Annotated in this window: 10 protein-coding genes and 1 pseudogene; 4 read left to right on the top strand and 7 right to left on the bottom strand. The window is 69.3% G+C overall.

What is annotated here, in order from left to right; genetic code table 11:
* The 5 genes from PARJ55_RS0102530 to PARJ55_RS22925 form a co-directional block, all read right to left on the bottom strand.
* Entirely contained in the window at positions 1-1,560 is a 1,560-nt protein-coding gene (locus tag PARJ55_RS0102530) for an ABC transporter permease (RefSeq protein WP_051416133.1), read from the bottom strand.
* On the bottom strand, positions 1,526-2,185 hold the full coding sequence (locus PARJ55_RS0102535) for an ATP-binding cassette domain-containing protein (RefSeq protein ID WP_028711563.1): 660 nt from the start codon (positions 2,183-2,185) through the stop codon (positions 1,526-1,528). Before PARJ55_RS0102535 ends, PARJ55_RS0102530 begins: the two co-directional genes overlap by 35 nt.
* Before the next feature lie 9 nt (positions 2,186-2,194).
* On the bottom strand, positions 2,195-3,073 hold the full coding sequence (locus PARJ55_RS0102540) for a putative selenate ABC transporter substrate-binding protein (RefSeq protein WP_028711564.1): 879 nt from the start codon (positions 3,071-3,073) through the stop codon (positions 2,195-2,197).
* 152 nt (positions 3,074-3,225) lie between these two features.
* Positions 3,226-4,614, bottom strand: coding sequence for an L-seryl-tRNA(Sec) selenium transferase (gene selA / locus PARJ55_RS0102545; RefSeq protein ID WP_028711565.1), 1,389 nt, complete (start codon positions 4,612-4,614; stop codon positions 3,226-3,228).
* Positions 4,615-4,870: 256 nt separating this feature from the next.
* The gene (locus tag PARJ55_RS22925) at positions 4,871-6,919 is read right to left on the bottom strand and encodes a glycosyltransferase family 2 protein (protein WP_051416134.1); all 2,049 of its coding nucleotides are present in this window, start codon (positions 6,917-6,919) and stop codon (positions 4,871-4,873) included.
* Positions 6,920-7,189: 270 nt separating this feature from the next.
* Between PARJ55_RS22925 and PARJ55_RS21400 the strand changes: the two genes are divergently transcribed.
* The 4 genes and pseudogenes from PARJ55_RS21400 (at position 7,190) to PARJ55_RS24255 (ending at position 11,372) form a co-directional block, all read left to right on the top strand.
* Positions 7,190-8,293, top strand: coding sequence for a glycosyltransferase 61 family protein (locus tag PARJ55_RS21400; protein ID WP_051416135.1), 1,104 nt, complete (start codon positions 7,190-7,192; stop codon positions 8,291-8,293).
* Between the two features lie 554 nt (positions 8,294-8,847).
* Positions 8,848-10,047: pseudogene (locus PARJ55_RS24460) on the top strand (S8 family serine peptidase).
* Between the two features lie 5 nt (positions 10,048-10,052).
* A complete protein-coding gene (locus tag PARJ55_RS0102570) occupies positions 10,053-10,307 on the top strand; it encodes a hypothetical protein (RefSeq protein WP_028711566.1) in 255 nt (84 codons plus the stop codon).
* 606 nt (positions 10,308-10,913) lie between these two features.
* The gene (locus tag PARJ55_RS24255; protein ID WP_028711567.1) at positions 10,914-11,372 is read left to right on the top strand and encodes a hypothetical protein; all 459 of its coding nucleotides are present in this window, start codon (positions 10,914-10,916) and stop codon (positions 11,370-11,372) included.
* Between the two features lie 230 nt (positions 11,373-11,602).
* Here PARJ55_RS24255 and PARJ55_RS0102580 read toward each other — a convergent pair whose 3' ends face one another.
* Positions 11,603-12,145, bottom strand: a complete 543-nt coding sequence (locus PARJ55_RS0102580; protein ID WP_028711568.1) for a flavin reductase family protein — start codon at positions 12,143-12,145, stop codon at positions 11,603-11,605.
* 297 nt (positions 12,146-12,442) lie between these two features.
* Positions 12,443-13,552, bottom strand: coding sequence for a cytochrome P450 (locus tag PARJ55_RS0102585; RefSeq protein ID WP_028711569.1), 1,110 nt, complete (start codon positions 13,550-13,552; stop codon positions 12,443-12,445).
* Between the last annotated feature and the right edge of the window lie 294 nt (positions 13,553-13,846).

The following is a 13,846-nucleotide window of genomic DNA, read 5'->3' on the forward strand; positions in this document are numbered from 1 at the left end:
TCAGCAGAAGGGCCGGGTCGAGACGGCGCCGACCTTCAGCCGCCGGCGCAGCGCCCGCGAGGCCCAGTCGGCCAGCGCCGTCAGCAGGATCATCGCCACCACCAGCAGCGCGGCGCGATCGAAGCGCAGCGTGGCGATGGCGCTGTCCACGTAAAAGCCCAGCGTGGCGATGCCCAGGATGCCCAGGATCATGCTTTCGCGCAGGATGATCTCGCCGCGATAGAACAGATAGGCGATGAGCCCGGAGGAGACGCGCGGCACCAGCTCATAGGCATAAAGCCCGGCCCCGCCCGGCCGGTCGGGGCGCAGGGTCGGGACCATGCCCTCGGCCTGCCGCCCGACCAGATGGGCAATGATGGCGCCGTTGTGCAGCCCCAGCGCCAGCACCGCCGGCAGCATCGAGGGGCCCAGCACCTGCACGCCGACAAAGACCAGCATGTATTCCGGGGTCGAGCGCATGATCACCAGCGCCACATGGCCCAGCCCGGCGCCGATCCGGCCGGCCAGCGCGGTGACGATCAGCGGGAATGCCACAAGCGCGACGATGCCGCACAGCACGAAGGCCAGGTAGCTGACCAGCACCGTGGCCCAGGCCCCCGGCAGGACCTGCTGCGAGACGAGCCGCCAGAGCCAGTCGCCGAAGGCGCCCCAGGTCCCCGCCGCCGTCAGGTCGGCGTCGCGCAGCGGCGCGGGCACCATGTCCACCGCCAGAAGCTGCCACAGCCCGAAGCCTGAGACCTGCCCGGGCGACAGCGCGGCAAGATAGGCCAGCGCCCCCAGCACATAGAGCGGCACCAGCCGCCGCCGCAGCCACAGCGACTGGCTGATGATCAGCGCATAGGTCAGCAGCAGCACCGCCGCCGCGCCGTCGTAGCGGCCCTGCTTGAACAGCGTGTCGAGCTCGAAGCCCAGGGTCGGCAGGCCGACGAAGCCCAGCACCGCGCTGGAGCGGATGCCGCATTCGATGCGATAGCAGAAATAGCTCCAGAAGGCCGGCAGGCTGGGCACCAGCTTGGCATAGATCAGCCCGGACAGCGACAGGCCGCGCCCCGGCAGGGCATCGCGCGGGGCGGGGTCGGCCTCGTCCAGGATCTCGCCGAAGACCTTGGCGAAGATGCCGCTATAGGACAGGGCCAGCGCCATCACCGCCGCGATGGCCACCGGGCCGGTCACGGTGATGATGAACAGCGCCCAGATCAGCTCGTGCACGCTGCGCAGGCAAAGCGAAAGCACCCGGACCGCCCGCCAGTTCCAGGCCAGCGCCATGGCGAAGCCCGCCGCGGCGCCGATGGCGACCCCGCCGAAGGCCACGGTCAGCGTCAGCAGCAGCGCCTGGCCCAGATTCTCCAGCGCCAGGAAATCGGGACGCGCGAAGCCCAGCGCCAGCGCCTTCAGCACCGCCCCGGGCGAGGGCGCGCTGACCTGCAGATCGGCCGCGAACAGCGCCAGCGCCGCCAGCGTCAGCGCGATCCACACCACCTGCAGCCGCCGCAGCGGCCTGTCGCGCCGGCGCGGCCGCGGCGGCTCAAGCGGCGTAGAGACGGTCGATGTCGGAGGCATTCTGCTCGCCCGTGCGCAGGTCGAAGATGATGCGCCGGTCCTTCAGCCCGACCAGCCGGGTGCAATGCGCCAGCGCCAGCCCGATATCGTGCAGCGAGATCACGCTGGTCGGAAAGCGCGACAGCAGCGCCCGCAGCACCTCGGGCGCCTGCATCTCGTCCAGCGCCGAGACCGGCTCGTCCGCCAGCAGGAAGCCGCCGCCGGCATGGATGGCGCGGGCCACCGCCGTGCGCTGGCGCTGGCCGCCCGACAGCCGCTCGACCGGGCGGTCGAGCAGCGGCTCCAGCCCCAGCTCGCGCGCCAGCGCGGCCACCTCGGCCCGGTCGCGGCGAAAGGGGCGCAGCAGCGTGACCAGATTGTAGAAGGCCGAATGCCGGTGCAGCCGGCCCATATGGACATTGTGGAACAGGCTCAGCTGCGGCACCAGCCCGTTTTCCTGCGGCACCAGCGCCACATCCTCGCCCGCCGCCATGGCGCTGTCGCGGATCGCCGCCAGCAGGGTGGATTTCCCGGCCCCGCTGCGGCCAAGCAGCGCCACCCGCTCGCCGGGCCGGATCGCCAGCGTCACGTTCTCCAGCACCACGGTCGGGCCGTAGGCCAGCGTCTGCCCGCGCAGTTCCACCATCAGCCGGCCTCAGTCCAGCAGGTCGAGCTGCCGGGCGACCTCTTCGATGGGCTCATAATCCGCGTTGCTGGCGGGGATGAACTTGCTGCGCGGAAAGGCACCGAGAATCTCCGGATCGTCCATGCCGAGGATCGCCGCTTTCAGCCGCTCGGTAAAGCCTGCGCCGAACCGGTCGTCGGCATCGCCGCGCAGGGTGAAGTTGTAGTCGGGATAGGAGGGCGTGCGCCAGATGACCGGAACTTCGGCGGGATCGACCTGGCCCTTGGCCACCATGTCGTCATAGGCGGTGAAATTGACCGCGCCGATCTCGTAGGCGCCGCTCTGCACCAGCTCGACGGTCTTGGTGTGATCGCCGGAAAAGCCGACCCGGGAAAAGAACGCCTCGGGCGCCATGCCGGTGTTGCGCCGGATCTCGTATTCCGGCATCAGCCGCCCCGAGGTCGAGGTCTTGGCGCCGAAGGTGAAGCTGCGTCCCTGGGCCGCCTGCGGGAAATCCGGGCTCTCGGTCAGGCCGGCCGCCTTGTTGGCGATGAAATAGCTGACGAAGGCCGCGTCCTCCTCGCCCTGGGCGATGGCGACCGAGCCGGGCAGCGCCAGCCGGGCCTGCACGCCCGACAGCCCGCCGAACCAGGCCAGCTGGATCTGGTCGTTGCGAAAGGCCACCACGGCGGCGGGATAGGATTTCACCGGCACGAATTCGACCGGAACGCCCAGCTTGCCGGACAGGTATTCGGCCACCTTGGTAAAGCGGCCCATCAGCTTCGTCGCGTCCTCGTCCGGGATGGCCGAGAAGCGCAGCACCTCGGCGGCGCGGCCCAGGCCGGGGGCGATCGCGGCGCAGGCGGCGAGGCCCGCGATGACTTGTCGGCGTTTCAGGCTGAATTCCATGGCTCGTTCTCCTGTCCAGGACCGGGTTGCGTCATCTCGTCATCCCTTGCGGCGTGCCCTCCCTGCCACGGCGGGCGGCCCGCCTCAAGGCGCGGCGCCGGGGGCCTGGTCGGCTTGCCGCCGGCCCGCACTCCGCCGCGCATGGCCCGCATTCACGCGGCCGGCCCCCCGAAGTGCAGCCGGTCGAGCTGGGCCAGGAAGGGCGCCGGGTCTTCGAGGCAGCGCAGATCCAGCAGGAACTGCCCCTTGTGGATGCGGCCGATCACCGGCAGCGGCAGGTCGCGGAAGGCCCGGGCGATGCGCGCGGCCGAGACGGCGCCGGTTTCGGCAAAGGCCAGCCCGGCGCTGGGCAGCAGGTCCACGGGCTGGGCGCCGCTGCCGATCTGGCTCAGGCAGTCGACGACCGAGACCTCGGTCGCGCCCTGCAGCGCGGCGCGGACCTGCGGGCAAAGCCGCTCGGCCAGGGCGCGGATCTCGTCCCGGGACCGGGTCAGCAGGCGCAGGGTCGGGATTTCGGCCAGGGCGCGTTCGGGATCGCCATGGCTTTGCAGCGTCTCGGCCAGCGCGGCCAGGATGATCTTGTCCACCCGCAGCGCCCGTTTCAGCGGGTTGGCCCGCATCCGGTCCACCAGCGCGCGCGAGCCGGCGATGATGCCGCATTGCGGCCCGCCCAGCAGCTTGTCGCCGCTGAAGGTCACCGCATCGGCGCCGTCGCGGATCGCCTGCCGCGCCGTCGGCTCGGGCGGCAGGCCGAAGGCGTCCAGATCGATCAGCGAGCCGCTGCCCAGGTCGATCAGGAAGGGGATGCCGTGCCGCCGGGCCAGCGCCGCCAGATCGGCCTGCGGCACCTCGGCGGTAAAGCCCTCGATGGCGTAATTGCTGGCATGGACCTTCATGAAGGCGGCGGTGTCCTCGTTCACCGCATTGGCATAGTCGCGCAGATGCGTGCGGTTGGTGGTGCCGACCTCGTGCAGGCGGCAGCCGGCGCGGGCCATCACGTCGGGCACCCGGAAGGCGCCGCCGATCTCGACCAGCTCCCCGCGCGAGACGACGACCTCGCGCCCCAGGGCCAGGGTATTCAGCATCAGCATCACCGCGGCGGCGTTGTTGTTCACCACCGTCGCCGCCTCGGCCCCGGTCAGCCGGCAGATCAGCGCCTCGACATGGCTGTCACGGTCGCCGCGCGCGCCGCCGTCGAGGTCGTATTCCAGGTTCGTGGCATTGACCATGGCCTGAAAGGCGGCCTCGGCGGCGCGGCGCGACAGCAGCGCCCGGCCCAGATTGGTGTGGTTGACCGTGCCGGTGAGGTTCAGCACCGGCCGCAGCGAGGGCCGGGCCTGCGCGGCCAGCCGCCGGGCGCATTCCTCCAGCACGCCCTCGCCCGCCGCCGCATCGCCGCGGCCCGCCGCCATGCGCCGGTCCCGCAGCAATTCGCGCAGCATCCCGACGACATTGTCGCGCCCGTGATGCGCGATCATTTCCCGCGCCTCGGCCTGGCGCAAAAGCCTGTCGATCGAGGGAAGGGCGCTGCGGGGGTCCATGGATCCTTCGGAATGGCGGCGGTTGCGCAGGGGCTCCGGCGGCGGGGAACCCGCGTCACCCCGCCGGCCAGCTTGGGTTTTGCGCCCTGCCCTGTCAATCCGACCTCTTCGCCCGGTCAGGGGAAATGTCCAGACGGTCGGCCGCATCTTCGGCAGCGCGAGCCGGCAGCCGGTATGGTCGCGGCGCCGGACGCCAAGACCGCGCGGATCCTGGTGACGAACGGCGGCCATTGGCCGAAGCCGCCGCCCCGGCGGATCAGGCCGAGGACATGATCTCGGGGAAGCGGGCGTGCAGGTTGCGGGAAATCTGCGGCTTCTCGACCTTCTTCAGATAGGCGTCCAGCCGCTGCAGCCGCCGCGGATGCGCGGATTCGGCGATGCGGTTCGCGGTGCTGTTCAGATACCAGGGCATCGAGCGGCTCTGGCGATAGAGGTCGTAGAACCGGCTTTCGGTCAGCGTGCCGGTGACCGCCTCGCGCACCACCGTGCTGAGCAGGCCGGCCCGGCGCAGGAACAGCGCCGTCTTGTGCCCGGCATAGCGCGCCTTCAGGAACGAGACGTTCTCGCCCTGATAGCGTTCGATATGCAGGCGGTCCTCTTCGATGCGCGGATCGTAGACCAGCCACAGCTTGCCCGCGGCCCGCGCGCCTTCGGCGCCGTCGGCGAAATCGCCCGACCAGTCGGCCTTGCGCCCCGAGCTGAAGCGTTTCTCCCAGGGCACCAGCCCCTTCTTCAGCGTCGATTGCGGGGAAAACGCCACCACCGTGCAGCCCGGAGCCAGCGGCGCCAGGGCGGTGGCGGCATAGGCGCCCATCGAAGTGCCGATCAGCGCCACCGACCGGAACCGGGCAAAGAACCCGTCCCGCGCCAGCCCGGACAGGTAGTCGAACAGCGCATCCTCGCGGAACCATTTCGCGGCATAGGCAAAGACGCCCAGATGCGACCAGCCGTTCTTCCTGATGAAGCCGTAGCCCCAGCTTTCGCGGTCGACCGGGTCGATATTGACCGCCGACAGGTTGTCGAAGCTGATCACCAGCTGGTCGGTGTCGCGCTGGACGTAATGCAGCCCGGTCTGTTCGAAGGACTGGAAGAACCCGCGCCGCGCCGGATCGCCGCGCAGCTCCAGAAGCCAGCCGGGTGCCGCCGGAACGGGCGGCGGCGCGGCATCGTCCCCGCCCGCGGCCCGGGCAGCGGCGTCGCCCTTGCCGGCCTGCGGCGCCGGGCCGGCCTGCGAGGGGCGCTCGGGCGGCATCATCCGCACCCGGTCCGCGGCGGGCACGGTGGCGCGGAGCTTCGCGATCCGCCGCTCTTGCGCCTCGATCTCGGCCTGCACCACCTCGGGGTCGAAGAGGCGGTCGTGCTCTTGCGGCGATTCCCGCAGCAGCCGGGATTTCAGCTCGGCGATCTGGCCGGCATAAAGATCGAAGGCCGACCGGCCCAGCGCCGTCAGCTCGGGCAGCGCGGCGGTGAGGCTTGCGATTTCCTGCGTCACGGCGGGCACCCAGCGCAGCATGCCGCGATCGACGTCGTGATTGCTGTTATACTTGTCGAAATATTCGAAATTGATCCGCTGCGCATTGGCGCTGTTCGCCGTGCCGCGCCATTTCTTCATCAGGAAGACCTCGTGCGACCGGATCATGTAGTGATTGACCTGCGCGAGATCGAACCCCGCCAGCGCCGGCGGCATGCACCAGCGCCCGCGCAGGAAATGCTCGGTGACGTCCTGGCCCGAGCCGTTGACGAACAGCAGCGGATTGCGCGGCGTGCCCGATGTGCCCTTGTAGACCGGGCGATGCACGCCGAAACGCTGCACCAGGTCGGGGCGGAACAGCGTCTTGATCGCCAGATGGTTGGGGCTGGGCGCGAAGTCCAGCGGCGCGGCGCGGCGGAAGGTGTCGATCTGCAGCCGGTCGCTGAATTCGATCACCCCGCCCGAGCCAAAGATCCGCCAGGGCAGGCCGATGGCATCGGCGTTGTCGGGCATGGCCGCGAACAGCGCGTCCAGCGTGCCGTCCCCGACCTTGACCTGCAGGAACTCGTCGCCGTCAATCACCATGATCCAGTCCGACTCGCGCACGATCTCCATGCGGTTGGCGCGGGTATAGGCGCGGACCTGCGGGTCCTCGGGCAGGTCTGTGGACAGCTCGCTGTTGTCGAAGTGATGGATCAGCCCGGCGCCGTCCAGGGCCTGCAGAATCTCGTGCGTGCCGTCGGTGCAGTCGTTCGAGAAGATGACGAAGCGGTTGAAGCCGATCAGGCGGTGATAGGCCAGCCATTCCAGAAAGAATGGCCCCTCGTTCTTCACCGTGCAGACGATCGTCCGCAGCCGATCGCCTGTCCGCCGAACCGATTGTGCGCCGCTAGCCAAGAGGTTTCTTCTCCAGATGGTGCCCTGCTGGGGGCCGGACCCGTCAGGATTGATCCCGCATTCCCGCGGCACGGTCAAGTTTCGCCGACCTATGGGCCGGCACGTTCCGCGGCTTTCCGGGGGCGTGCCGGCATGCGCGGCCCTTTACCGCTGGCCGATGGCCGCGCGCGTGGCTAATGTGGCGCCAAAGCCGTTCAAGGTGCCCATATGTCCGAATCAGTTGATTATATCATTGTTGACGATGCGATAATTCTGCCGCCCAGCGAGTATGAGAACGGCCGCCTGCAAAACGCCTCGGGCGTTTTCGACAGGGACGGCAGGCCGGTCGACATCGCGGTCTCGCTGACCCATGGCCGCCCCCGGCACGCCCCGGTCGAATACAGCGCCCCCGAGGCGCCGGAGTTCATTCCGGGCACCCATATCTTCGGCGGCATCTTCTTTGGCCATTTCGGCCATTTCATCACGGAATCGACCGGCAGGCTCTGGGCGCTGGACGATCCGGCCTTCGGAACCCGCTCGGCGCTCTACATCCCCAAGGCCGGGCCGGTGAACGATGCGGCGATCAAGGCCCAGACCGCGCTGCTTGCCGCCCTGGGCATCTCGGCCGAGATCCGGGTCGCCAAGGGGCCGACGCGGGTCGAGCGGCTGGTGGTGCCGCGACAGGAATTCGGCCTGGGCCCGGACCTGATCTCGGGCAGCGGACGCTTTGTCGCCTTCGCCCGCAGCGCGGCGGAGAAGGTCGCGCCGGCCGGTGCGGAAAAGCTCTACATCTCGCGCCGCGACCTGCCCCTCGACCGCGGCACCATCCTGGGCGAAACGCTGGTCGAGGCGCTTCTGGAGCGCGAGGGCTACCGGATCTGGCTGCCGCATCGCTGCAGCAAGGAGGAGCAGGTCGCGCAATATCGCGCCGCCCGGCAGATCATCTCGGTCGACGCCTCGCCGCTGCATCTTCTGGCCTATGTCGCCCAGCCCCATCAGCAGATCGCCATCATCAAGCGGCGCTCGATGAATGCGGTCGACGACATCGTGCAGCATCTCGAATCCTTCGGCGGCAGCCAGGTGACGGTGATCGACCGTCTGGTCGCCAATCACGTGCATGCACGCCTGCCGCGCATCGGCCGCTCGTCCTGGGGCGAGGTGGATCTGGGGCAGGTCGGGCAGGAACTGAAGGCGCTCGGCCTCATCGAGGACACGTCGGGCTGGCGCAACCTGACCGAGGACGAGATCGCCGCGCAGATCGCGGTCATCGAAGCCGGGATGAACGCGAAATACGTCCGCAAGCCGGTGCCGGAGCCCGCTCCCGCCGACTGAACCCGGACCCGCCGCCGTCCGGCCGGGGCCCTCATTCCCCCGCGCCGCCCTTCGCCCGGTCGGCACCCCTCGACAAGCCCGGTTCCATGGTTCCGGCCCTCCGCGAAAGCGGCGGCCGGGGCCGTGATGGACAATTCTTTGGCGAAACCGGCCGGGCGGTGTAGCCTTGCGGTGGCAGGAAGGAGCACAAGCGCATGTCCCGAAAGACCGCCCGCTATGTCATCGTCCCCGATGACAACGTCTTCAACGACAGCATGGAGACCAGCAGCTTCCGGCTGTTCCGCGCCATGCATCACCGGCTGTTCCGGGCATCGGGCGCCCGGCCCGCGGGCAGCGTGGCGCAGGGCGCCGGCGAGGGCTCGGCGCCCGCGATCCGGCCGCGCCTGCGATTGCTCGACACCGAGGTCGGCCGCATCCGGCTGATCGATTCGATCGGCGAGAACGAGGCATCGCTGGTCTGCATGAGGCCCGAGCAGGCGCGCGAATTGCAGCGCGCCTATCCCGGCCTGCGCGTGCGGCGCGAGCTGCGGCTTTACCCGCTGCGCTACGGCCAGATGGACATCATCCGCAAGGAGGCCAAGCCCTCGGCCTTTCGCTCAGCCAAGGAGCTTGAGTTGCGCTGCGTCGATGCGGCCAGCGGCAAGCCGGTCGCCGGGGCCTCGGTCGTGGTGGTGCTGGACAGCCGGCGCGGCTTCGGCATCTCGGACGGGGTGACGGACCGGGACGGGCGCTACCGCACCGCGCTGCCGGCCGGGCAGACCCGCATCGACGCGGTGATCTGCCAGCCCTTCGCGGACCATTGGCCGGGCGGGGCCGAGGATATCGCGGTCAGGGACAAGGGCCCGACCGAGCTGACCCTGTCGCTGGCGCCCATCCGGGCGGATTTCCCCGACGGGCTTGCGCGGATGCTGGCGCCGGCGGAAAAGGCCGACGGGCGCGGCGTCCGCGTCGCCATCGTCGACACCGGGGTCGATCCCGCGAAGGGGCTGAAGCTCGAACGCGGGCTGAACACCACCGGCACCGAGCCCGCCGACGAATGGTTCGACAACGGCACCGGGCACGGCACCCATGTCGCGGGCATCGTGGCGCGCGTCGCGCCCTAGGTCGCGCTGCATTCCTATCGCGTCTTCGAAAAGGATGCGGGCGGAGCCAGCGAATTCGCCATCGCCCGCGCCATCCGCCAGGCCGTCGACGACGGCTGCGACCTGATCAATCTCAGCCTCGGCCAGGGCTCCGAGCCGGTCTCGATCTCGCGCGAGGTGCGGCGGGCGCGGGCAATGGGCGTGGTCTGCGTCGCCGCCTCGGGCAACGACTACATGTCGCCGGTCTCATACCCGGCGCGCTCGGGCACGGTGGTGGCGGTTTCGGCCGGCGGGGTGCTGGACGCCTGGCCCGAGGGCGCAGTCACCGGGCGCAACGTCGCAACGGATCCCGCCCCCGTCGGGGACCGCTTTTTCGCCCGATTCAGCAATATCGGACCGGAAGTGGACTTTATCGGGCCCGGCGTGGGGATTATATCTTGGGTCAGCAAGACCTCGAAAGGGGTGATGGACGGCACCTCGATGGCCTGTCCCGCGGTGGCGGGGCTGATTGCCCGGCTGCTGTCCGCGACCCCGGAACTCCTGTCGGCCGAGCGCAACCAGCAGCGTTCCGACGACATTATCAAGATGGCGAACAGCCATGCCGTTCCGATCGGCTTCGGCCCGGAATACGAAGGTGCGGGGCTGATCGACCAGAACCAGGGCCAAGGATGATGGCAATGAAGGCGCAACGCAAGAAGACCGAAAGCTGCATGCTCGTCTATTCCGACGACCGCGATCCCAGCCGCGAGGAAACGGCCGAGATGCTGGACCATCTGAAGCCGCTGCCGGCCGAAGAGGTCGTGCCCGGCACGATCCGGGTCGAGGGCAGCCTGAGCGAGGTGCGCAAATGCGTCGGTGACCTGGCGCATTGGCGGCTGGCGCAAGAGCGGATCTTCAAGCTCAATCCCCCGCACAAGGCGCAGCTGCGCTGACGCGCCGCCGGCCGGCCGCGGGCGGGGCGGCCTTGCCCCGGCCGGCACCGGCATCCCCGGGCCGAGAAACCGCGCTGCCAGCTTCCGGCGGACCGAAGCGGCGGCGGCAAGGCGCGGGCATCGGCCCTGGGCGGGTCGCCTTTTCGCCATGCCGGGAAAGCCGGCCGGTCGCGCCTTCGGCTGGAGGGGATCGGGCGAAACGCCCGCGGGCGGTCATTTCGCGCGCCATGGGCCGGGGTATTTCCCCTCCCTTCCCTGCTTCAGCCGCCGATCTGCCTCGGGATCAGGAACGGGATCGCCCCGGCGAGAGCACCCGGCGCACCGGCTTGCGGCGCCGACCTTCCTAGGCGAGGATCCTCCCGGTCCGCGGACGTCATCCGCGGCTGCTTCAGCCGCCGCTCGGCGATCCGTTCCCGGAAAGAGGCCAAGCCTATCCCGGGCTGCGGAGGTTCCCGCCACGGCACCGACCAGCGTCGCGATCCTGTCCGCGCAAGGGATGATGCAGCGCCGCACGGTGCATCGACAGAAAATCCTCGACCCTGTACAGGTGTCCGGCCAGTCCGTACGCCCGTCGCGGTGCATCTGCCGGAACTGAAAGGCAGCGCGATGGGCTCTGTGTCGCCGATGGATCTTGCCCCCCAGCAGACCGGCGGCCTACCGCTGCAGCTGCCGGACGAGGCAGGCGACGACGGCACGCTGATGCGCTGGCTGCAGGACCGGCAGCCCATGCCGGGGCCAAGGCGAGCGGTCCTGTTCGAATATCAGCATCCGCTTCTTGGGCTGCATTGGCGCTCGTGCCTTCGGCGAACCCCTATGCCCGAGGCGCTGCAAAACCCTGCAGCCGCCGGGGCTGCAAAGCACCATGTCGATGTGTCGAAGGCAGGGATGCCGCGCTATGCCAGGGGCTATGCGCGCCGGGGCGACAGCCCGGTGATGCGCCGGCTCTACTGGGCGATCAAGGAGGCGGCTCCTCAATTCGGTGGGCTGGACAAGACGGCGCTCGACCAGGCCGTGGCGCGCTCGATGCACGGCAATCCGCCCATTCGCGACTGCATGAGACCATAGCGAAAACGAACGCCCGGGAACTGGACGGCGGGGAGCGCGCCGTCGGGTTTTCCGACGATGCTGGTCACCAATTCTTTCCTTGCCGAACAACGGGTAACCGGCCGGGCTTAACAGCGGTGCGGACAGGCGGTGACCTTCGGACCGCTTTCGCTGCGCCAGGTTCAGGCGGCAGTTGCGGAGAAACCGCGTGCGGCCTGCTGCCAGGGCCGACTGTCTCCGCAAGGTTCTGCCTATACCCCCTCGGGCAGCTTCGATCGCATCGCCTCCCTTCGGTCGAGCCTGTCTCCGTCGATGACGAAGGTGCCGTCGCCCACCGCATGCAGGGTTCGCGTTTCCGTGCGGTTGGTGTCGAACCAGGCCGCCAATCCGTCCAGAACGACGATGCCGTGCCGCTCGACGATATCGACCACCCGGCATTCGATATTGGCAAGGCAGTCGCGGATCAGCGGCGCGCGGACATGCGTTGCGGGCAGGCGCGTCAGGCCGAACCGCTGGAACTTGTCCACCTCGGCGCCCGAGCAGGTTCCGATGCCGATCACCGTGTCGATCATGTCCAGCGTCGGGATGGCGATCACGCATTCCCCGGTCTCGCGCAGTGCTGTCCAGGAATGGTTCCATGGCCCGGTGGTGATGGCGAAACGCGGGGTGAAATCCATCACCATGGTCCAGGTGATGGTCATCACGTTGTTCCTTGCGCCGTCATGCGTGGTGACCAGCGTCACCGGTCCCGGCTCGATCAGGGTGAAGGCGCGGCTCAGCGGCAGTTCCTTCATGATGCTATCCTTCCTGTTTCGCTCATCCGCCTTCCCTTCGACCTGACGCATGAGGATGGCGACGAGACGGGGCCCGCCGCACGAGCGTGGCGCCCATCCGGCCGGCGGGGGCCACTGTAAGGCGCATCCGCTCTCACTCTGGCACGGCCGATGCGGGCTGCCAATCGCGCATCGGCCGCAGCCCCTGCGGCGAAAGCCGTCAGGCCGGGCACTCGGGCGAGGTGCGGCGCAAGCAAGGCGCGATCTGCATCACCCCAAGGAAAGACCACGGCCAAGCTGCGACCCGCCCCCCCTCGATCAGCCCTCGAAACGGATGCCGAGGACGGGAAGATAGTCCTTCGCAAATGGCGACCAGCGCGCTGGCAGGGTGCCGGTCTCGGGGGTGAGCGTTTCCAGGACGCCCAGCAGCTGCACCAAGGTCGCCCGGATGATCGCATGGCCCAGGCAGGCGTGCTGGCCCATGCCGAACATCAGCGGGCGCGCGCCCTCGCGATCGGGATCGAACCGTTCCGGCGCAGGGAAGGCCAGCGGGTCGTGATTGCCCGCCGCCCAGACCATCGACAGGACGGTCCCGGCCTCCACCACCAGATCGCCCAGGGCAATCCTGCCCGTCGCCAGCCGCATGGTCATCGGGGTAGAGCTGGCCAGGCGCAGGCATTCATTGGCGCATTGCGCCGTTGCCGTGACCTGGTCCCGATGCGCAAAGGCCACCCGCAGCGCCCCATCCAGCCCGGTGGCGGCCGACTCGATCGCGTCGAAGGCCATGCCGGCGATCAGGTCGGCGGCCAGCCCGTCGCCCAGCCGGTCCCGCAGGTTCCGCGAGAAGGGCGCCCCGCCCTGCAGCGCCGCCAGCGACAGGTCCCGCACCCTGCCGGCCGCCGCTTCGGCCAGATGGGCCTTTGCCGGATCGGGCGAGAGGGACAGGACATGGGCCAGGTCGCGCACCGCATCCTCCATCTGCAGGGCCGCAGTCGCGTCAAGACCGATGATCTCGCCCCAGACCCGGCGCACGACCGGCGCGATCAGCCCGGTCCTCAGGTCGATTCTGGCCGGGCCGGAGGGCAGCGCCCGCCGCACCGCTTCGCGGGTGATGCCGGCCAGCGGCACGGTGTTGAAGGCGGCGATCAGTGCGGCCCGCTCGGTCCGATGGACCTCGCCGGATTTGGTGAAGAGCGCCCGGTCGAGCAGCGCCAGCAGCGCGGGCGTCTCCGCCATCGCGGCGGGATCGGGCGCCATGCCGTCGGCCAGCGGATTGCGGGCAAGGCTGACCAGTTCCCGGTGGCCCAGGATGGCATAACCTCCCCATGGCGCGATCTGGATGCGCTCGCCGGCGGCGAAGTCGTCGCGGAAGGCCTCGGCGGCAGAAGCCCAGCCATCGGGATTGTCGAAAGTCTGAAAGGTTTTCATGATATCAGTCCAGCAAGTGCAAGAATACCCCCCGCCGGCAGGCAGGGTGGCGAAACCGGAAACCGGGTCCTTAGCGCTTGCGGATCGACTGATGCATGTAATCGTCCTTTCGCCCCAGAAGATAGGACGCTGGCCCTGCCCGGGCAAGAGGCGTGGCAGAACCATCCGGCATGCGTGTGAATGCCCGCCGATCAGGCTTCGACCGATGCCGCACGCGGTACGCCCGATGCGGGAGGGCTTCCTGCCGCCTTTCCCCGTTTCTGTCTCCACTATCCCCAGCGCAAAAGCATGGCG

It is taken from the genome of Paracoccus sp. J55, assembly GCF_000513975.1.
Classification (GTDB): domain Bacteria; phylum Pseudomonadota; class Alphaproteobacteria; order Rhodobacterales; family Rhodobacteraceae; genus Paracoccus.